This is a genomic window from Sporolactobacillus caesalpiniae (genome assembly GCF_040513385.1).
Taxonomy (GTDB): domain Bacteria; phylum Bacillota; class Bacilli; order Bacillales; family Sporolactobacillaceae; genus Sporolactobacillus.
Genome location: NZ_JBEVCB010000003.1, coordinates 61,317 through 82,004, shown reverse-complemented (window position 1 = coordinate 82,004; position 20,688 = coordinate 61,317). Strand labels below are relative to the sequence as shown.

Genomic DNA, 20,688 nt, shown 5'->3' with positions numbered 1-20,688 from the left:
AATAGCATTGTCCCGGTGAGAGTCAGTATGAAAGATGGGAAGAGAAACGAATTTTCCATGTTTCTCACTGGCTTGGCAAAGGGGTGTGTTTTTTGAGATCTTCTTCTTTCAACAAGAATGTTCGCATAGTATTCAGCTATTGATTGATAGGCTGATGAAAGTAATTTGGATGTGAATTTATTACCATTAACTTTGAACTTTTGTAAAGGGACCATCACTTTCTACTAGGAGTCTGTTAGTAGGAATAAGTGAGAGCTTTGGTTTTGCTTTCTTACTGTGTGTCGTATTATAGTATTTGTGGAAAAATAACAATTTAAGGCTACAACGGCATTTAGTTGCGTAGATGAACCAGTAAACCAATGAATTATGCATTTTGATGGTTTATATTTCTTTATAATGTCTATCGCCGCCTTCTAGGATTTACGTAAATGTACAGACATTAGTTTATCATTTTCTGCACACAATTTAACTATTTGTTCGAAATAATCTAATTGTTGATTCTTAGGTAAATATCTACTTGAGGAAAAATCTAGACCAATTTCACCAATATATCTTACATTATTCGCTAAAACCAAGAAATTTGCGAAACCTCTAACGCCTAAAGTTGATTCCTGCGGTTGAAATCCTATACTTCTTCACATCTACGAGACCAAACAAACTAAAGAAAAAAAGTGACAAGCATTATGTGTTTGCTCGTCACCGGATTTTGATTGATGTTTACCTTTTCAACTGTACCAATTCTTGTAGGATTTGATCTGCACTAGTAATGCTCTTGCGTTGGATTGATAAGCTCTTTGCGCATTGATCAGCTCCGTCATTTCATCGGTTAGATCAACATTCGAAGCTTCAAGTGCTCCAGAAATGAGTGGGACGGCCAACCGGTGCGTAGTGTCGGCCTGACGCCCTCTGCTCTAGGACGCGTCTGTTTACCAACTCGACCTATTCCGGGTCATTGCTGCGCAAAGGAGCGGCTCTCTGCCGCAATGGATGCGGTAACGGCGCGCTACGGGCATCTCGCGCTCTTTCATGGGCCACCGTTCATGGAAGGCAGCCAGTTTGCAGTGGGCGCACATAAAATTGCGGACATTCACGTTGATTATTCTTCAAAACAAGCCCAGATCTCAGTGCTTTCTGAAGGCATTATTACTTTTAATTTACTCTATCCACATGCTATGGAGGGATTACGTATGGACATAATCATAGCAACGACACCTTCCTATTAAAAAGGATAAACCTAATTAGAACAACTCGACTAGGATATTGTTGTTTTCACTGTAATGAAATTCTGGTCAAGCTCACTGTCCTTGAATTTTTGCATTACGATTCAGAGAATGCTAAACTAATAATGTTTTGAAGACAGGAACCTCATCATTCAATGAATAATCATACATCCTCGGGTAAGATTCTCTCTTTAAAACCACTCTCATGTTCAGGCTATTCTAACTTCCTTGCAAACCAGATTTAGCAATTAGTAGTTCATTTGGAGGCAGGTCGAAAAAATGAAAAGAGTTCTGGTAGTATCGTTAGCGATTCTGATTGTAATTGGAGGATTGTTTATTTTTTTGAATCATAACTCAGATTCGAACAGATCATCTAGCGGCAAACACACAGAAAGTCAAGCCCCTGCGGGTCAATCTCACGTGTCATCTTCGTCGAGTCACGAGATTACGGAGAGTTCGAGCCAGCCGATAACAGATAGTTCAACAAGCAGCGTAACAGAATCAGTGAGCCCCTCCGCTGCATCATCAAGTCGGACTGCAACCAAAACCCAGTCAAATGAATCATCAACAAGCCATTCTGCGGCATCTGAAAGTACAAATACTACAAGCGGACAAACGAGTGCAATTCAACCTGCCAGTAAACCGACGGGAGCTTGGGTTAAAAAATTTGAACAAGACCTATATAAAGGTTATCACGTAACACCCAGCCGCTATAAATATATAGGCAATGGTCTTTGGGAGGTCTGGGTAAAAGAATATAATACAGGGCAGAATCCTTATGTAACCGTTGATCAATATACAGGCAATTTTCACGGTTAACAGATCCCCCTCGTTATCCTAAAAGTCGTCTTCGAATAATGTGGACTGGTCATTTACATTACAAAAGGAAAGATGGATTTCTTCTGAAAGAACCCACAGAAATATAAAAACTGAGAGGTGAACTCCTCTCAGTTTTTATATTCGGGGGTTGCCTGTTAAGACCACCTTTAAATTAAGCACGATGAATTTTAATCTTCTTCTGTCTTCAGAATAATTGTATGGGTTTCTGATCTTTCGATATCAGACCACCAATACCTGACCAGCGTATATTTTGTTGGCATTGGCAACATTATTCCACGACTGAAGTTGTGAAACAGATACACCAAACTTGGCCGCAATTCCACTCAGCGTATCGCCAGATTCCACGGTATAAGTCCGTGATCCGCCACCACCGGCTCCCGAAGTAAAAATGGAAAGCACCTCTCCAGCATAAATCTTATTGGCGTCAGCAATACTATTCCACGCCTGCAGTTGTGAGACAGATACACCAAACTTGGCCGCAATTCCACTCAGCGTATCGCCGGATTGAATGGTATAAGAAATCTCACTGCCACCACCGCCACCGGAACTGTACATTTTCAAAGTTTGTCCAACGTATATTTTGTCGGGATCGGAAATGTCATTCCACTGCTCGATATTGCTTAAACTTACGCCAAAACGTTCCGCAATGGCGCTCAATGTATCCCCGGATTTTACAGTGTATACCATTGTACCCGTTCCCCCGCCGTTTTTATACACAATAATTTTTTGACCGACATATATCTTGTTTGGATCAGAAATATTGTTCCACGATTGCAACTGCGATACTGTAACATTAAATTGCTGTGCAATGCCGCTCAGTGTATCTCCTGATTTGATGACATACGTATTTGACGTCTCCGAATTATCGCTTTCATCCGGTTTAAGCTTTAATACTTGTCCAACGTAGATTTTATTTGGATCAGAAATGCTATTCCATGATTGTAGCTGCGAAACCGTGACGCCGAATTTTAGCGCAATGCCACTCAGTGTATCGCCGGATTCAACAGTATACGTGTTGGTATCCGTAGGTTTGCTTGGCGTTGGTTCGGTTGGCGCTGATGGTTTTCCGCCTTCGGCTAACTGATTGTACCAATACTGCGCCTGATCTCCACGTTGGGGCTGATCGGGATTCTTAGGTCGCTCGTAATTTGCAAGGAACACTAATCTTAACGTTTCAGCTGATTCTGTACTCGTGATGAATTGGGTCGAAGTCATTGAATAAGAATATGAAGGATAGAATTGAATGCCGTTCATCATTTCATATTCAATACGCGCGCACTGCGAACCGATATCCTTGTAATCCAGCCCTTGCGCATCACACCAGCTGATAAGTTTGCTGGCGGGTGTCCACTGAACAAGGCCATACCCTGGGCCGACACCACCTTCCCAGATATCGGCGTAGAGCAAAGACTGCCATTGTTATAATTCCGTGTTATTCTTCTTATTTATTTTAGTAAGATCATCCTGATTGTCCGTGCCTATATCACTTGATTTTTCCTTCAAACTATTTAACCGGCTTGTAATTCCCTTTGGAAAAGGAACGCCAAGAAAGCTCAGATTTTCTATAATCGAAAGACTTTCGTCACAAACGGCCATGATGACCATCATTGTTTGAAAAACGGGCGAACCGTTATTTACGAGACGATCTAGGACATAGGATAGAATCAGAGCCAGAAATATTCCTGACTTTTTTAGCAGTCCATCTCGAACGGCATCCGATTGAAGCGTTCTCTTTTTAATAGCTTTTAATAATCCTGCTATGACATCCAGCCCCATTAACAGGACCAGAAAAACATATACAGTCATACCCTGCATACTCATTTCACCCCTCCTCTTTTATAGACACGCAAGACACATGGCCTGTTTTAACTAAAACCCATGCTATCTGATTTTCTGGCTTCAGGTCTCCCAACTTTCTGCTTGAGGGAGCGCTACTGTTGCCACATAAAAATTTTATTACAAAAGAGAACAATGAATATTACTGATTGGAAGTAAATGGAGAGCAATGGCCAATTTAGTCAAAGCCCGTTTTTTCTTTCGATAATACGTGCGTTCAGACATAGCCAGACGGTTTTGTATTTCAAAATCCATAGATGACGCCTTTCTAAGATATTTATAAAACACAATAGACTGTTCATCGATATCCAAAGCCTGAAGTGCCGCATAAATTTTCAATAACTGATTGACTTCATCAAATTCAAGAAAATGAAAATATTCTCGACTGATTTCAATATGATAATCATCAAACAAAAAAGGCGATTGCGTCATCTTCACAAATAACAACTGGCAACGATAAAGATAATCTTTTAGATCGATAACCGCTTGTTTTTCACTAGGATTTCTAACACTTTTCATTTCGCCCACCTGATTCAATTAGTATTTTCCATATGTTCAGATACATAAAATTCAAGATAGTATGACATGATGTGTTTTCTATGTCATCAAGAGGAGTGAAAGGGGATGTGCCGGGTGCTTATTCCCATCATAAATCGTTATATCTGTTAAACCTTGCCAAAAACATGCCTAAATACTGTCATCCACATAATCAGGAACATACGTTCGTGTTATTTAAAATACACGAAAATACTTATTCTTTCAAGGATGCAACAATGGGCCTTTCAAAATTACGAAATAAATTGATAACCGTCGCATGAAAAGCAGAGTGATGGAGATGGATTTGGATAAGTATATTTATCCGCTCTCTTAGAGCCTTCCTTTGCTGTGTTGGTCATATTACTGACAAGCTAGTCTATAATTGCCGAACGATAGTCAATAGATAATTACCACATGACTAAGTAACGCGCCAAGCAACATATTTTGGTTATTATCAACCCCTGATATGCAATTTGGCCAGTCTAGAATAACTTTAAATCTTGTTTGGATCATAGCATTATCCCTCCATTTTGCACCCTTGTACACTATGCTCCTATTAAAAAAGGTCAACAATTAGTTAATGTGACTAATTGTTGACCTTTTTTGCCATGCCAATTTTAAAAGGAGATATAACCCATGGCGAAGAAGCTCACTAAACAGGAACGGGACAAACTCATCCAAAAAATCTTAGAGCACCAAAAGAAATATGGACTGCCTTCGCGCAAGAAATAAGTGTCGCATGGTTCTATTTGGCTGTCCCTCTCCTTTTAAGTCTGCGACCATGAGAATGTGTCGCAGACTTAAAAGGAGAGAAGGATGCATCGATGCAGGAAATCAAGGGAGAGCGCACGCGAAAAACACGATCGAACAAACGCCATTGGATACGACCCGTGTTGTCGGTCACGCAGAACGAATGCCTGGCGCGTGTCAGCTATATCACGGACACACCCATGAAAGATTCGCTGAATATCTTTGCCGGAGTGCGCTGATTACGACGCCGGTCATTCAGTCCCTTACGCCGTATTTTAAGCGCAATTATTGGGCGTCATCTGCTCATTTGTATGCCGGTCATTACAACCATCCGACATATTCGGTGGTGCGTTCGTTCGGCCGTGTACGGACGACAGTGCGGTTTTTGGAAAAGGATTACCGACGGATCGAAAAGCTGGCCTATGTACGCATTGTCCATCACGCCGTATGCAGCTGCTTCTCACAAGCGCCGAATTGATCGATGCCTATTATCTATCGGCACGTTAGAAAGTCGCTGGACGCGGGGCGCAGAGGTCGGCAGAAGTTTGGCGGTTGCTGTCTACTACGCATTACGAAAATTTCTTTATGTATATTTATTCACTGACTCCCCCCAAAAAACCTCATTTACTTATGATACGGCTCACCCCGCATGATTTTAAACGCGCGGTAAATCTGCTCGATCAGAATTAGGCGCATGAGCTGGTGCGGAAACGTGAATTTGGAGAAGGAGAGCTGGAAATCAGCCCTCCTTAGAACTTCATCGCTCAAACCGTTCGAACCGCCGATGATGAAGGCAATATCGCTGTGTCCATAGGTCGCAAGTTCTTGAATCTTTGCAGCGAAATCCTCGGAAGGCATTTGCTTCCCCTGTATTGCGAGTGCGATGGCATAGGCATTGTCAGCCAACTTCTTCAGTAGCCGCGCGCCTTCTGCCTGCTTGACCTGCTCGATTTCTGCTGCGGAGAGATTCTCAGGTGCTTTTTCATCCGGCACCTCAATGATCGCGACTTTCGCATAGGGCCCCATCCGCTTTACATATTCCTCAATCCCTTGTTTAAAATATTTTTCTTTCAACTTTCCCACGACTAAAATACTGATATTCACAACTTATCCCAACCTTATTTAGAGTTATACACAGAACTTATGCACATATCCACAGGCAAATTCTATATTCTGTATGGAATCATTCGTTTGCCACAAGATATACGTACCGAAAAATGATGTATTTTGGTGAATGTGGATAACTATTTTCATCATAAAAAGTCACTATTTGTCGAAATTCACTATTTATTCGCATTGCTCTAATTATGTGATGCACTACTCTCTGCGTATAGCGATTTCCCCTGTACTATCGCGCTTTTCACTTCTATTAACTAGGCTGCTCCTACGAAATATCTTCATTTTACCATAATTGAATGTGATGAATTTTCAGAGTTATGAACAGTTTTTCCTCAAACGTGCATAACTTGTGGATAAATGTTTATTGCTGTGCACAAATTGTCCACAATCACGCATAACTTGTTCTCACTTCTATGCCCTGAAAACTTAGTCACATGTGCATAAAAAAACAAGTCAAAGGGCTATTGTTTCAGTCCTTTGACTCGTTCTGCTCTTACGTGTTAAGAAAAGGTTTTGCTTCCAAGCTTTAACTTTGCATCATGCACTTTGCCCATTCGGTAATACTTGATAGTCACTGTTTGGCCCGCACGAAGCTGTGTATACATATATGTGGAGAATTCAATGTAGCTTTTAATTTTATGTCCATTGATTTCCGTAATCACGTCGCCTGCTTCCAGTCCGCTCTTGGCAGCAGGACTTGAGCTTTGAACATCAGTAACAACCAGCCCGGTCTTTACGTCAGACGGCAGCTGCAGCTGTTTGGCTTCTTCATTCGGAACCATTGAAAGGTCGACAATGCTGACACCAAGCATCGGCCGTTCAATTTTACCGCCTGTCTCAAGCTTGTTGATCACCAGTTTCGCAACGTTAATTGGGATCGCAAACCCGATACCTTCGACGCCTTCATCCGTGCCGCTTCCCGTTGTAGCAATCTTGGATGAGTTAATGCCAATAACCTGTCCTGCAATATTTACAAGAGCCCCACCACTGTTGCCGGGATTAATCGCCGCGTCGGTCTGCAATACCTGCGCTTCGATTGAGGCGTTATTGCTCTCCACGGGAATTGTTCGACTTGTTGAACTGATGATGCCCTCAGTCACGGATCCGGAGAAACCAAGTGGATTGCCGATCGCGATGGCAGGTTCACCGCGTTTCAATTTTGTCGAATTGCCAAATTCAGCGACTGATTTAACATTCTTTGCCGGAATTCGAAGTACCGCTAAGTCATAGAGAGCGTCTTTACCCAAAACAGTGGCATTCGTTTTCAACTCGTCATTCAAGCGAACCTCCACTTTCTCCGCTCCGGACACCACATGGTTGTTCGTAACCACGTATGCATACTGATTATCCTTTTTATAAATAATGCCTGAACCAATTCCTGATTCGGTATACTTGTTATCAAAGAAGTTCGCCTTTTGCAGATTGATAACGGCGACAACGGCAGGCGATACTTTATCTACGGCCTCGGTAACCGATGAAGTTACATTAACATTCACTTGCCGGTTGAAGGTCGGATTACTCACATTATTGGTATTCTGCGACCCCGTTGAGACCTGATAAGGGAAGACGCCTAGATCCGATAGTATTGGAGCAAAGATCAAAAGGCAGACCATTCCGACAATAGCGCCAATAAAGCCTGAAAAAAACCATCCGCCGTGCATACGCGTTTCACGTGGGTGCTGGGAGTTGCCGTCGGATTCCGGATCGCTCCCTATATGGTTGTCATCATAGAACCCCATACCTATTCCTCCTCTTTTGAATTCATGAAAAATGTTCGGAGCTTGAGAACACATGGCTTCATCAGAATTAGAAAACTTAGCTTCGCTAAACCTCTCGCGAAGAAGCTTCATTCGCCGGGCGCTTGTACTCGTTTTCTTAAATTCTCTGTCTTTTATACTTTCCTACCCGTATAAATACCTATGAGGCCTTAGTTATTCACGTTACGTCCTTTATGAATAATTTACCACCGATAATCTCTCTTATAAAAATTATGTGACTATTTCTATAAGCATCGCAAATTTGCCATTGTTCTATGTAAAGAATAGCCACAATTCCGCGCGAATAAACCTTAAATTGCGGTCAATATCGTCGCGTGGTCAGGATCCGTGTCATAAAGACCTACTTCACGTCCCGGCTTGAGCCCGATGCTTTCCAGACGCTGTCCGACGCTCATTCTCGCCAGCTCTTTCATATTATTGTCCTTGCTAAGATGCGCGAGATAAATCTTTTTCGTCCGGTCTCCGAACATCTCAGTCAGTGCAAGACCGGATTCATCATTTGAGATATGACCGGTATCGCCTAAAATACGTCTCTTGACGCTCCACGGATAGCGCCCCATCATTAACATTTCCGTGTCGTGATTCGCTTCCATAATATACGCATCCGAGTTCTTAATTAATCCTTTAATATGTGTTGAAACATAGCCGAGATCAGTCAAAATCGTCAATTGTTTCTCATGGTCATGCACGACATAAAACATCGGATCCGCCGCATCATGTGAAACAGAGAATGATTCAATGGCTAAACCACCGAAATCCTGCGTTGTGTTTGGCGCAAATTCAAATTTTTGTTCCGTAGGAATTTCCCCGATACCTGAAGACATGGCCTGCCATGTTTTTCGATTCGCGTAAACAGGTGTATGGAATCGGCGCGCGAAGACGCCAAGACCTTTAATATGGTCACTATGTTCATGCGTGACCAAAATTCCGTCAATATCTTCCGGACAGCGACCAATTTGTCCAAGTAATTCAATCATTTTCTTACCGCTCAGCCCACAATCGATAAGTAGTCGTTGCTGCTCTGTCTCAATATAAAGCGAGTTCCCCGTACTACCGCTCGCCAGTACACTAAAGTTAAACGTCATTTCTCCCCCTCCCAAGGGTGGCCAATTATCCATTCTTTCTTATTTAATTGATGGATTGAACATTGCCAGTTACCGCATTAACAAAGTAATCGTTCGTTCTGCTGTCGATACGCGCGACAATATGCCAAGCTGGTACAAAAATCAATGGCTCTGTGCTCTCAACACCGACCGTATTCAAGTAACACAGTTCAATGGCCTTGATGTGCAACATGCTGTAGCCAACCAGATCCGTCCGATCCGCCAGGTAGTTTATCGCTTGTTCCGCGTTAATGAGATCGACTTTATTGTGTTTGTTCGAGCTCAATTTTAAATAACTTTGGCGGAAACCCGTTACCTGGTTTTTCTGAACAATGAAATCAAGCATCTGCACTTTATTTCGAGTGCTGACATATACTGGTCGACTTTGATAGGTTTGAGCGAATTTTATCGTTTCTTTGCCTTGATCAAGTCGCCAAAACTTATACTCATGTCCTTGGTAAACCATGTTAAGCAAGGATTTTTGTACATCCTCATTCTTAACATCGCCAAGCATCATAGGATTCACAAGCATCCCTGTCAATTGCCGACCATTTTCTTCTAAATTGACTTTCTGTTTTTTCGCGTCATTCTTGCCGCTGGCGAGCTGAACAAGCGCGTCTTTTTGATAATTAAAATCAATCCGCGTCCCTCGAAGGAATGTGACATTCTGAGGGAGGGTAGGCATGATTGTCTCCATTTTGTAATTGTGCGTAATGGCGCTACCATCCGCAACAGGTTCAACATTTTCATCCTGCTGCCGCATATACATCTCAAAAACGAGAAAAACATCGAGAAGAAGAAAACAAATAATAAAAATTGATTTTGTTCTGCTCCAATTCATGACGGATCCTCCTTCCCATTGTTTATCTGAGAAGGAAATAGTTTGTCACTTACAGATTTCCAGCGACCATTCATTTTATAAAACCAGTCAGGCGTTGCGACAATGGATTGATCGGAGTTAGAAGAAGGGTTTTTCAATTCATACCCTATGGACAGATCTTCTATTGCATTCACGTCCACATGTGCATCGCTCAGACGATCAAGTATTTCCTTGCCTGAGTCAAGCACCATACTCCCCTGACTGTCCACCGGATTCAAATCAAGCAGTGTTCCCTTATAATTGCTTAATTCACCGCTTTTCCAAGTGAGTTCAATCATACTTAGATACCAGTTGGGATAAACCTCCGTATTGAACACCATATAATTTCCCAAAGTCATACGGAAAGTGACTGCTCCATCACCACGATAGTTTTTCAATGAAGTCCCTTGATAGATATAGTCATCTGTCCATAGTTTATAAGTGTTCATCCAATCAAAACTACCGATGATTGGATCCTGTCTCTCCTCCACAGTGCTTGTAATACCCGGATTTACAAATTGGACAATATTATTCGTGCGCTCCATCTGCCGTTCACTATCGGTATATTGTGTCTTTCCTTTTGTAGGGAATACATTATCGGGATCAGTCGTAAAAAGAATCGGAATGAATTCTTCCAGCGAGAGCTGCTCATAATAGCTCACTTCGGAATGCATCTTCGTTTTCTCTTGTGGCAGATAGACCACCTTGCCTTTTAAAGTCTGACGAGCATATGGTTTTAGATTTACGTTGGCATATACATTTTTCAAATTATTAATATTCAAATGATCAACTGTCGTAAAAAGCTTGCTTTTTTCATTTGGCGAATAGAAAACTGCCGTTATACTGCCATTTGTCGAGCGAAAGACCTCAACTCGGTCAATAAGTATGTGGTTCTCACTTAATGACTTGCCGCCGGTGTCAAACTGAAATACCTTGCTCAACGCGCCGAACGTGAGCGGACCTGGAAATACGAGTTTATAAAGAGCGTTATCCCCACTGTCCATTCCAGAGCTATAGTTCGTCTGCACACTAAAAACAGACCCCCGAAGCAGTGTGTACGCCTTTTGTATCTGGGTACGGCTGATTTGGCCAAAGTCACCATTTTTGTTATGTTCCAGCATTAGATTGGGACGAATGACTTCAGGAGTCTTACGCGCTTGGGCAATTGCTACCTTTTTAGTGGAATTTGGATTATAATTCTTAAAATCCGATTTATAGAATAGTATGTTGAAGGTCATGGCGACACTTGCGAATACGAGCGCACCAAGCAATAAGGATTTGAATACTTCACGATGCATCTCAATGATCCCTTCTGTCCAGCGGAAGTACAAAATGAATGGCCGTTCCTCTGTTCCAGTCACTCTCCGCCCAGATTTCTCCGCCCTGCGCTTCAATCATTTCCTTCGCAATGGCGAGTCCCAGTCCAGTGCCGCCCAATTTACGCGAACGCGCGCGGTCAACACGATAGAATCGATTAAAAACTTTAGACAAGTTTTCTTTTGGAATACCGACACCCTGATCGCTGATCATTGTCCGGACATTTCTACCCCGTCGTGTAATTTTGAAGGTAATGGTGCCTCCTTCCGGTGAATATTTAATCGCATTGGATATAATATTATCAATTACCTGAGTCAGCTTATCACGATCAATTTGGACATAAAAGGATCCCTTTTGAAAGTTGCGGACAAAATCAATATTTTGCTTCTTGGACATTTCAAAACGATCAATGATACTTTGACAGAATGAGATATAGTCAGTCCGTTCAAGTTGTATTTTATAATCCCTGGAGTCCAACCGAGACAACTGCAGCAAGTCGTTTACCAACCGGATCATACGCTCCGTTTCGCGCTGAGTAACACCAAGAAACTTCGTTGCGAGCGCTGCGTCTTCAACCGCACCGTCTTGTAATGCTTCCAGATAACTCTTCATTGTGGTCAGCGGCGTCCGGAGCTCATGCGAGACATTGGCAACAAATTCCCGACGTTCCATGTCCACCTGCTCCTGCTCCGTCACATCGTGTATGACTGCGATTAAGCCATTCGCAAGACCGTTGTCCTTCTTAACAACTGAGAAGTTTGCCCTGAGAAGGATCGTTTCATCGTCCGTACTGAAATCGAGTACGATCGAATCGTTCAAATCATAGAGATCCATGATCTTGTGTTCTTTACGAATCTTCAGCAAATCCAAGATCGAGTTTCCCGTTACATCATGACGATATACGTTAAGAAGCTGTTCGGCCCGGTTATTCATTAAAATAACATTTCCCTTACGATCTGTTGCGATGACACCGTCGGTCATGTAGGTCAGCACCGACTTCAATTTGCGGCGTTCCGATTCAGTCGTCGCGTTGGCCTCGCGGAGCTTCATGGTCATATTGTTAAATGACGTAGCAAGCTGTCCAATTTCATCCGGCTCGCTCATTTTCACCTTCCGCGTAAAATTCCCCTGTGATACGGCAAGCACCTGCCGCTGCATTTGCACCAATGGCCGCGTGATTGTCCGCGCAAGGAAAAAACCGAGAACTGCGGTAACCAATAGTGCGAAAGCTGTCGCAGAGGCCAGTACTTGATTGATCTGCTGCAACTGGCTATAGACACTTTCAAAACTCTTCTCCACATAGAGCGTGCCATAATGTTGACTGTCTACTCTTATCGGTGTCGTAACAGCATCCACGCGTTCACCGTTTTTTTGATCGGTAAACCGATCTGTATTGGTTACGTTGGATGATAAATTCTGAATGATTAGCCGGTTGGTCGTTCGCTTTCCAACAACGTTCTCATGTTTCTCATCTGCGGCAATAATGACCATATTGGGATCTATCACTTGAATTTCTCTAATATTGCTGTCGAGTTCAATCAGCTGGTTCTGAATCTTGTTCGTCACATGATCAGGATCATCCACATTCGTTTCCTTTGCCTCACGTATCGCTTCACCGACATTCCAAGAGATCAGCTGACTCTGGCTCTCAAGCGATTTTTCAAAACTGTCCAAGGTAATTGTTTTAACACGATCGGAGAAGTAGACGCCAATCAGCTGCATGGCAAGTAAAATAAGCAGCGTATAGATTAATACAATTTTAAATTGAATCGATTTAAAAAAACCGACCTTATTCATCACTAGTCTCCTGATTTGGTTCTTTCAAATAGTATCCAACACCGCGCCGTGTAATAATCCATGCCGGACGACTGGGATTATCTTCGATTTTCTCGCGCAGCCGGCGCACTGTTACGTCTACGGTTCGAACATCACCAAAATAATCATAACCCCAGACTGTCTGAAGCAGATTTTCCCGAGTCATAACCTGTCCGATATGATCCGCAAGATAGTGAAGCAGTTCGAATTCACGATGGGTGAGCTCGACCATTTTCCCGCGTTTGGTCACTACGTAGGCATCAAGGTGAATAACTAAATCGCCGATTTCAATACTGTTTCCTTGCTTCTTCTCTTCCTCGGTGCCTTCCTGCCTGTGCCGCCTCAGGTTCGCTTTCACTCGGGCGATCAGTTCACGGTTGCTGAATGGTTTTGTGACGTAGTCGTCGGCACCCATTTCAAGACCAAGCACTTTGTCGATTTCCGAGTCTTTGGCTGTCAGCATAATGATCGGCATATTATGCGTTTTTCGAATTTCGCGGCATACTTCCATGCCATCTTTGACCGGAAGCATCACGTCAAGCAGAATCATATCAGGATTTTCCTGCTCTACCTTTTCAAGGGCTTCTTCACCGTCATAGGCACATACAACTTCGTACCCTTCTTTTTCCAAATTAAACTGTAGTATATCCGCAATTGGCTGTTCATCATCAACAACTAGAATTTTACTTTCCAACTTGTGCAGCCTCCTTTGTAGTCCATAGAATTTATTTCCCGTGCAATGTGTGCTTTTTTTACTGTACTCATCATTTATCTTGTAATCCGGATCGCAACTTGCTCCGCGATTTGTGCTCATGGCGTTTTGTGATAGAATCTTCGCCATAACACGTGCTCGGACATTTCTTCTATAGTTTAACATAATCCCAATAATGATGTCATAAGGAAGAAAACAGAACGAAGCCCCTGAGCTAGATCAAGGGCTTCGTCCTGTTTAAGTATATTTTCTATTAAGAGCGATGATCGCTTATGTGCGGCGAAAACATGGCTCGAGGCGGAATCGAACCACCGACACGAGGATTTTCAGTCCTCTGCTCTACCGACTGAGCTACCGAGCCATAATAATAATGGCGGATCCGAGCGGATTTGAACCGCCGATCTCCTGCGTGACAGGCAGGCATGTTAACCCCTACACCACGGATCCATTTGGTTGCGGGGGCAGGATTTGAACCTACGACCTTCGGGTTATGAGCCCGACGAGCTACCAGACTGCTCCACCCCGCGATATTTTCAATACAACACCATGTCTTTTTGCAGCACAAGAAATATTTTATCATGGTCAATTCATTAATGCAACCTTTTTTTGTAATTAAATTTTTCATGCATCAAAATCATAACTCATGCGGCCTATACCCGCGAGTAAATGAGAAAAACCGTGAAAACCCGATCCTTACTTCCGCAGGATGCGGTGGCTTTTGCGTTGCATGCAGGACGTACTTCCACAGGATGTGGTGACTTTCGCGTTGCATGCAGGACGTACGCGTGCTTAGCGAAAGTTCCTTACATACGAAAGCCCCTTTGCTCCAGATACCGTTTTGAAGTATCAACCTTGTCTTGAACAGACATCTCTAGTTCATAAATCATTTTGATCCTTAATTCAGTATCGCGGCCGGAGTAAAATAAGCGGAGATTTTCCGGTTATATGCATCATGGCGCTTGTTTCACAGGTAAATAAGGGTAATTTTTCCGCTTATGCACAGAAAAGCCCTCCATTTTCACGGTTTTCGATTCGATAGGCGGAATTTCTCCGTCTATTAAAGCAATTTTTTCACTCATTTTCTAATTAAGCGGAATTTTTCCGTTTATTTCTCATATTGAGCGCTTACCTGATCGCCTAGTCCAACCGAATCTTATGACCTTATCGTCGTACCGGCAAGGCAAAACGCTATACTTTCTGCTCGTTTCCTTAAATGCGCCAATGTAAAAAATACCGCAGCAATCGCCACGGCATTTTGTCTTTTATACGGTTGATAAGCAAAGCTTTCAAATCATTTAAAGTTAGGCAAACGGACTGCGTACTTCAATCGTTTGCGTCCGATCCGGACCGACAGAAAACAGCGACAGTGCCACTTCGGTCAGCTGCGCGATGCGTTCCATATAGTGACGCGCATTTTGCGGCAGTTCTGATAGTGATTTCGCTCCTGTAATGTCTTCAGTCCACCCCGGCAGTTCTTCATAGACCGGTTCACATTCAGCAAGAACGTTCAGGCTCGCAGGGAACTCTTCGATCAACTTGCCTTTATATTTATATGCCTTGCAAATTTTGACAGTTTCAAGACCTGTGAGCACATCAACACAGTTCAGAGAGAGATCGGTCAAGCCGCTGACACGACGCGAATGGCGGACAACCACACTGTCAAACCAGCCAACGCGGCGCGCGCGTCCTGTAACGGTTCCATATTCATGGCCGACTTCACGAATCTTGTCGCCAATTTCATTAGTCAATTCTGTTGGGAACGGACCATCGCCAACACGCGTAGTGTACGCTTTTGCGCAGCCCACAACGTGATTGATCTTCGTTGGTCCAACACCCGCACCGATTGTGACGCCGCCAGCTACCGGATTGGAAGAAGTAACAAATGGGTACGTTCCTTGATCAATATCCAGCATACAGCCTTGCGCTCCTTCAAACAGGACACGTTTTCCTGCATCAAGCGCATCATTCAGTACCACAGAAGTATCACATATGAGAGGTCTCAGGCGCTCTCCGTATTCAAGATATTCATCATATATATCATCAATATTGAAGCCCTCAGTATCATAAAACTTCTCAAGAAGTCGATTCTTCTCTTTCAGATTCTTCTCCAGTTTCTGACGGAAGGTCTCAGGTTCCAGAAGATCGGCCATCCGGATACCGACACGTGCCGCCTTATCCATATAAGCAGGACCGATGCCCTTCTGCGTTGTGCCAATTTTAGACGCACCCTTATTTTCTTCTTCAAGTTGATCCAACTTCAAGTGATAAGGGAGGATCACATGGGCGCGGTTGCTGATACGCAGATTATCCGTGCTTACACCGCTCTCCTTCATGTAGTCCAATTCTCTGCACAGGGACTTAGGGTTGACAACCATTCCGTTCCCAAGGACGCAGATCTTTTCTTTGTAAAGAATTCCTGATGGCATTAATCGTAATTTGTACGTCTTACCGTTCCAGACGATTGTATGCCCGGCATTATCTCCACCTTGATAACGCGACACTACTTCCGAGTTCTCCGAAAGGTAGTCGGTAATTTTTCCTTTTCCTTCATCGCCCCACTGTGCGCCAACAACAACAACAGAAGACATTCATTTAGCCCCCTACTTTTACAAAATAATATTTTAGTTCACTAAAGCCACTGTTTAGTCTAACAGGTAATCGTTTTAAAAGTCAATGAAGAAACGAACGTTTCGGAAAATATATTGTTTATCGTTCGGATTCAGGCAAAAAGGATCAGGCACCTCTTGGCACATCGTCATCACTATGTTTTCGATCAATATTAACGAATTTACTATATTCTTTGACAAAAGCCAGTTCGACGGTACCCACCGGACCGTTACGCTGCTTTGCGATAATAATCTCGATGATATTCTGTTTTTCACTTTCTTTGTTGTAATAATCATCACGATAAAGAAACGCTACAATATCGGCATCCTGTTCAATACTTCCCGACTCACGAATATCACTCATCATCGGCCGCTTATCCTGACGCGCTTCCACGCCACGAGACAGCTGCGAAAGTGCAATAACCGGCACGTCAAGCTCTCTAGCCATCGCTTTCAGTGTTCGCGAAATTTCTGATACTTCCTGTTGGCGGTTCTCTTGTCTGCCTCCGCCTCCTGAGCCCAAAATCAGCTGTAAATAGTCAATAATAACCATATCCAGCCCTTTTTCCTGTTTCAGTCTGCGGCATTTTGAACGGATATCATTGACACGGATACCCGGCGAATCATCAATATAGATGCCCGCGCGTGACAAACTTCCCATAGCCATCGTCAGCTTCTGCCAATCTTCATCCTCTAGGCTGCCGGTTCGCAGTTTCTGAGCATTAATATTCCCTTCCGCGCACAACATACGCATGGCCAGTTGTTTCGCACCCATTTCAAGGCTGAAAATGGCAACATTTGCTTCATTTTTGATGGCGACATTCTGCGCAATATTTAGGGCGAACGCCGTTTTACCCACGGAAGGACGTGCGGCAACAATAATGAGATCACTTTTCTGAAAACCCGCCGTCATTCGGTCAAGCTCGAGAAAACCCGTTGGCGTGCCGGTGACATCGTCATGACGGCTCTGCAGCATTTCGATGTTGTCGTAAGTCTCAATCAACACATCTTTAATTGACTGAAATTCACCGGTGCGCTTTCGCTCGGCGACTTCAAGAATCTTCCTCTCCGCTTCATCAAGAATGCCTTCAACACCCTCTTCACGAGTGTATCCATCGGAGACAATTTGTGTTGCCGTTCGGATCAAGCGCCTGAGGGTTGCTTTCTCCGCAACAATCGTGGAGTAGTATTCAATGTTTGCGGCAGTTGGCGCCGATCCGGCGAGTTCAGCTAAATAGGACACGCCGCCAATCTCTTCAAGCCGTTTTGACGTTTGAAGCGCGTTCGTCACTGTAACCACATCGACCGGCTCATTTTTTTCTGAAAGGTCCAGCATAACGGAAAAAATCAACTGGTGACTTGTCCGATAAAAATCCTCGGGCACCAGCAATTCTGAAGCAGTAATTACCGTTGACGGTTCAAGAAAAATCGCGCCTAAAACCGCCTGCTCTGCCTCCATATTATGGGGTGGAACTCGGTCAGCGAATAAGTCACTCATGGCACGCCTCCTTCGTTTGAAACGTTAAAATCCGCCAAGTACGTGCGCAAGGCGGATGAAACGCGCTTATTCTTCCGTGACATGAACCTTTACAGTTGCAAGGACATCCGAGTGAAGCTTCAACGCTACGTCTGTGTAGCCTAAAGTTCGGATGGGTTCCGGCAAGTCTATTTTTCGTTTATCGATAGAAATATTCGCTTTCTTTAAGGCTGCGGCGATTTGTTTGCTGGTAATCGATCCAAACAATCGTCCTCCCTCGCCGGACTTTGCCTTCATGTCAATAGTCATTTTTTCAATTTTTTCTTTAAGTACTTCCGCTTCATGCCGCTCATTCGCTTCAAGCTCTTGCTTCTTTTTCTTCTGAGCTTCCAGATGGCTCAAGCTGCTTCTATTTGCTTCAACCGCAAGTTTCTTGGGCAAGAGATAGTTACGTGCATAACCTTCTGATACATCTTTGATTTCGCCTAAACTTCCTTTACCTTTAACATCTTTTAAAAAGATCACTTTCATTAGGATAAACCTCCTTCAAGATACAGGTCGATGGCGCGTTTCACGCGTGTGGTCGCTTCTTCAATGGTCGTGTCTGCCATCTGCGTCGCCGCGTTATTCAAATGGCCACCGCCTCCAATACTCTCCATGATCACCTGTACATTCAAATCACCGAGTGAACGGGCACTTACGCCAATTAGTCCGTCTGTCCGTTTGCCGATGACAAACGAAGTTCGAATCCCCTCGAGCATTAACATCGTGTCAGCAGTCTGTGCAAGGAGTACTTGATCATAGATGTGATCGCTGTCGCCCGCCGCCATTGCAACATTCTGCCTATACAAATGTGTCCTTCGAATTAATTCTGCACGCTGATTAAACTGATCCAAATCATCACAGAGAAACTTCTGTACCAAAATTGTATCTGCGCCATGTGCGCGTAAATAAGATGCTGCGTCAAATGTTCGGAACCCAGTTCTGAGTGTGAAATTCTTGGTATCGACGGCAATCCCGCCAAGCATCGCCGTCGCCTCAATTAGATCTAAAGGTCGTTCATTCGGCTGATATTCGAGCAGCTCTGTAACCAATTCGGCTGTCGAAGAGGCATACGGTTCCATATACACCAGAACCGGATCTTTAATAAATTCTTCAGCCCTGCGATGATGGTCAATGACAACAATACGATGGCTGCTTGCGAGCAATGGTGGATCAGCAACCATAGACGGACGATGTGTATCAACGACAACAACCAATGTCCTTCTCGTTATCTGATCGGCAGCCTGACCTTCGGTGATGAAGTTCGACCACAAGTTCTTCTGCTTCTTGAGTTCATCAATCAGCCTTGCGACCCCGGAAACATTACGTGTCTGATCCATGATGATTTTTGCGCTTCGTCCATTGGCATGAGCAATTTTCAAAATGCCGATACACGAGCCGATAGAATCCAAATCCGGTGCCTGATGTCCCATAACCATCACTTGATCACTTTCCAACATCAATTCAGACAATGCGTGTGAAATAACGCGCGCGCGTACCCTTGTCCTCTTTTCCACCGGATTCGATTTTCCTCCATAGAAACGGACATCTCCATCCGGACGTTTAATAACCGCCTGGTCTCCTCCTCGTCCCAGCCCCAAGTCCAACGCAGATTGAGCATAGCTTCCCAAATCTTCTAGTGAAGCTGTACCCGCACCAACGCCAACACTTAGAGTCAAAGGAATATGGCTGAGCGGAACCGTAATTTCCCGTACCTTATCAAGTATCGAGAAATGCTCTTCTTCTATAGAGTGAAGCAGACGTTCGTTCAAGATGGCAAGAAAACGATCTGATGCCGTTCGGCGCAAATAAATACCGTGCTCAGACGCCCATGTCTTAATGATTGTCGTTGTTTCATTATTAATTGTGCTTCGCACCTGATCTTCGAGCCCTTGCGTCACTTCATCATAATTATCCAAAAAAATCAAAGCAAGCACTGTTTTTTCATTGTAATACTGTTTCTTTATCTCCAAGACATCCGTAATATCGGTAAAATACAGTAGACGTTCCGGTCGCTTTAAGCGCACACGATATTGCCGTTCGTTCAATGCGACGATCATTGATTCGTTGTCTGATGCAATCAGCTTGCTCAGCAGCTCCGAAACCTCATGCAACGGGCGTCCGATGACCGTTTTTCGGCTCTCATCCGCGATTTGGTTGAGATAAGGATTGCACCATTCCACCCGTTCTGACTCATCATACAAAAGAATACCAATCGGCATATTAAGCAGCGCTTCATTACCGACTTTCTTAAGCCGATAGGATAGACCGGCCACATACTCAATTAATTCCTTATCGAATTGTCTTTCATTAACTAAGAACCACAAAACGGACAGGGCGAGAAGCACAAGTCCGGCAATGGACAGCAACCAATTTAAGAATGCTGTGAATACAAGAAAAAGAAGAAACAGCAGCCCGATCACTATGAGCAGATCACTGCGCCATCGATGTTTAAATTGGTTCGCCAAATCATTCAGCTCCCGCAACCGCATTTCTCCGCAATAATTCTGAGAGAAGATGGTTCATAAATTGAGTAAACACAACATTAGATACACTTGTTGCACCTATGAATGTAGTAATTTTCAGGGAATTCATTCACTATAAGAAAAACGGGCACAGCCCGGTCCTTAATCTCCAGCCATGTGTGATGGTTTTGTGTCTTTTCGGTGCTGAATCG

The 20,688-nt window shown here is 43.7% G+C and carries 18 protein-coding genes, 3 tRNA genes and 1 pseudogene; 3 read left to right on the top strand and 19 right to left on the bottom strand.

The window, feature by feature from the left end:
* Positions 1-224: 224 nt before the first annotated feature.
* Both ABWW58_RS06545 and ABWW58_RS17185 read right to left on the bottom strand, forming a co-directional pair.
* A pseudogene (locus ABWW58_RS06545) lies at positions 225-575 on the bottom strand (TatD family hydrolase).
* Positions 576-725: 150 nt separating this feature from the next.
* The gene (locus ABWW58_RS17185) at positions 726-818 is read right to left on the bottom strand and encodes a flagellar basal body rod C-terminal domain-containing protein (RefSeq protein ID WP_438271004.1); all 93 of its coding nucleotides are present in this window, start codon (positions 816-818) and stop codon (positions 726-728) included.
* Between the two features lie 63 nt (positions 819-881).
* On the opposite strand from ABWW58_RS17185, the gene ABWW58_RS06535 reads away from it, so the two are divergent.
* Together ABWW58_RS06535 and ABWW58_RS06530 are read left to right on the top strand one after the other, a co-directional pair.
* Positions 882-1,223 (top strand): hypothetical protein, encoded by a 342-nt coding sequence (locus ABWW58_RS06535; protein WP_353868364.1) that lies wholly within the window; start codon positions 882-884, stop codon positions 1,221-1,223.
* A 276-nt stretch (positions 1,224-1,499) separates the two neighbouring features.
* Entirely contained in the window at positions 1,500-2,039 is a 540-nt protein-coding gene (locus ABWW58_RS06530; RefSeq protein WP_204988010.1) for a hypothetical protein, read from the top strand.
* Positions 2,040-2,279: 240 nt separating this feature from the next.
* Here ABWW58_RS06530 and ABWW58_RS06525 read toward each other — a convergent pair whose 3' ends face one another.
* The 3 genes from ABWW58_RS06525 to ABWW58_RS06515 all read right to left on the bottom strand — a co-directional run bounded on the left by ABWW58_RS06525 (position 2,280) and on the right by ABWW58_RS06515 (position 4,415).
* Positions 2,280-3,467, bottom strand: coding sequence for a phage tail tip lysozyme (locus tag ABWW58_RS06525; RefSeq protein ID WP_353868363.1), 1,188 nt, complete (start codon positions 3,465-3,467; stop codon positions 2,280-2,282).
* A gap of 12 nt (positions 3,468-3,479) precedes the next feature.
* Positions 3,480-3,881: a phage holin family protein gene (locus ABWW58_RS06520; protein WP_353868362.1), complete on the bottom strand. Its 402-nt coding sequence runs from the start codon at positions 3,879-3,881 to the stop codon at positions 3,480-3,482.
* 135 nt (positions 3,882-4,016) lie between these two features.
* Positions 4,017-4,415 (bottom strand): ArpU family phage packaging/lysis transcriptional regulator, encoded by a 399-nt coding sequence (locus ABWW58_RS06515; RefSeq protein ID WP_249099405.1) that lies wholly within the window; start codon positions 4,413-4,415, stop codon positions 4,017-4,019.
* An 805-nt stretch (positions 4,416-5,220) separates the two neighbouring features.
* On the opposite strand from ABWW58_RS06515, the gene ABWW58_RS06510 reads away from it, so the two are divergent.
* Entirely contained in the window at positions 5,221-5,661 is a 441-nt protein-coding gene (locus ABWW58_RS06510) for a hypothetical protein (protein WP_353868361.1), read from the top strand.
* A gap of 146 nt (positions 5,662-5,807) precedes the next feature.
* On the opposite strand, the gene rlmH is transcribed toward ABWW58_RS06510, so the two are convergent.
* From rlmH to ABWW58_RS06440, 14 genes are all read right to left on the bottom strand, one after another.
* Positions 5,808-6,287 (bottom strand): 23S rRNA (pseudouridine(1915)-N(3))-methyltransferase RlmH, encoded by a 480-nt coding sequence (gene rlmH / locus ABWW58_RS06505; RefSeq protein WP_093671057.1) that lies wholly within the window; start codon positions 6,285-6,287, stop codon positions 5,808-5,810.
* A 515-nt stretch (positions 6,288-6,802) separates the two neighbouring features.
* Positions 6,803-8,041 (bottom strand): S1C family serine protease, encoded by a 1,239-nt coding sequence (locus ABWW58_RS06500; protein WP_353868360.1) that lies wholly within the window; start codon positions 8,039-8,041, stop codon positions 6,803-6,805.
* Positions 8,042-8,370: 329 nt separating this feature from the next.
* The gene (locus ABWW58_RS06495; protein ID WP_093671054.1) at positions 8,371-9,165 is read right to left on the bottom strand and encodes an MBL fold metallo-hydrolase; all 795 of its coding nucleotides are present in this window, start codon (positions 9,163-9,165) and stop codon (positions 8,371-8,373) included.
* 43 nt (positions 9,166-9,208) lie between these two features.
* Positions 9,209-10,024, bottom strand: coding sequence for a two-component system regulatory protein YycI (locus ABWW58_RS06490; RefSeq protein WP_353868359.1), 816 nt, complete (start codon positions 10,022-10,024; stop codon positions 9,209-9,211).
* On the bottom strand, positions 10,021-11,340 hold the full coding sequence (locus ABWW58_RS06485) for a YycH family regulatory protein (protein ID WP_353868358.1): 1,320 nt from the start codon (positions 11,338-11,340) through the stop codon (positions 10,021-10,023). Before ABWW58_RS06485 ends, ABWW58_RS06490 begins: the two co-directional genes overlap by 4 nt.
* A 1-nt stretch (position 11,341) precedes the next feature.
* On the bottom strand, positions 11,342-13,156 hold the full coding sequence (gene walK / locus ABWW58_RS06480) for a cell wall metabolism sensor histidine kinase WalK (protein ID WP_353868357.1): 1,815 nt from the start codon (positions 13,154-13,156) through the stop codon (positions 11,342-11,344).
* Complete coding sequence (gene yycF, locus ABWW58_RS06475; protein ID WP_353868356.1) at positions 13,149-13,868, bottom strand: response regulator YycF; 720 nt, start codon at positions 13,866-13,868, stop codon at positions 13,149-13,151. Before yycF ends, walK begins: the two co-directional genes overlap by 8 nt.
* A 306-nt stretch (positions 13,869-14,174) precedes the next feature.
* Positions 14,175-14,247: transfer RNA gene (locus ABWW58_RS06470), tRNA-Phe, on the bottom strand.
* A 10-nt stretch (positions 14,248-14,257) separates the two neighbouring features.
* Positions 14,258-14,333: transfer RNA gene (locus ABWW58_RS06465), tRNA-Asp, on the bottom strand.
* Between the two features lie 3 nt (positions 14,334-14,336).
* Positions 14,337-14,413: transfer RNA gene (locus tag ABWW58_RS06460), tRNA-Met, on the bottom strand.
* A 774-nt stretch (positions 14,414-15,187) separates the two neighbouring features.
* The gene (locus ABWW58_RS06455) at positions 15,188-16,474 is read right to left on the bottom strand and encodes an adenylosuccinate synthase (RefSeq protein ID WP_353868355.1); all 1,287 of its coding nucleotides are present in this window, start codon (positions 16,472-16,474) and stop codon (positions 15,188-15,190) included.
* A 145-nt stretch (positions 16,475-16,619) separates the two neighbouring features.
* Positions 16,620-17,990, bottom strand: a complete 1,371-nt coding sequence (gene dnaB / locus ABWW58_RS06450; protein WP_353868354.1) for a replicative DNA helicase — start codon at positions 17,988-17,990, stop codon at positions 16,620-16,622.
* Between the two features lie 66 nt (positions 17,991-18,056).
* Positions 18,057-18,500, bottom strand: coding sequence for a 50S ribosomal protein L9 (gene rplI, locus ABWW58_RS06445; protein WP_353868353.1), 444 nt, complete (start codon positions 18,498-18,500; stop codon positions 18,057-18,059).
* Positions 18,500-20,479 carry a DHH family phosphoesterase gene (locus tag ABWW58_RS06440; RefSeq protein ID WP_353868352.1) on the bottom strand — a complete coding sequence of 660 codons (1,980 nt, stop codon included), beginning with the start codon at positions 20,477-20,479 and terminating at the stop codon, positions 18,500-18,502. The genes rplI and ABWW58_RS06440 overlap by 1 nt, the downstream gene beginning before the upstream one ends.
* Between the last annotated feature and the right edge of the window lie 209 nt (positions 20,480-20,688).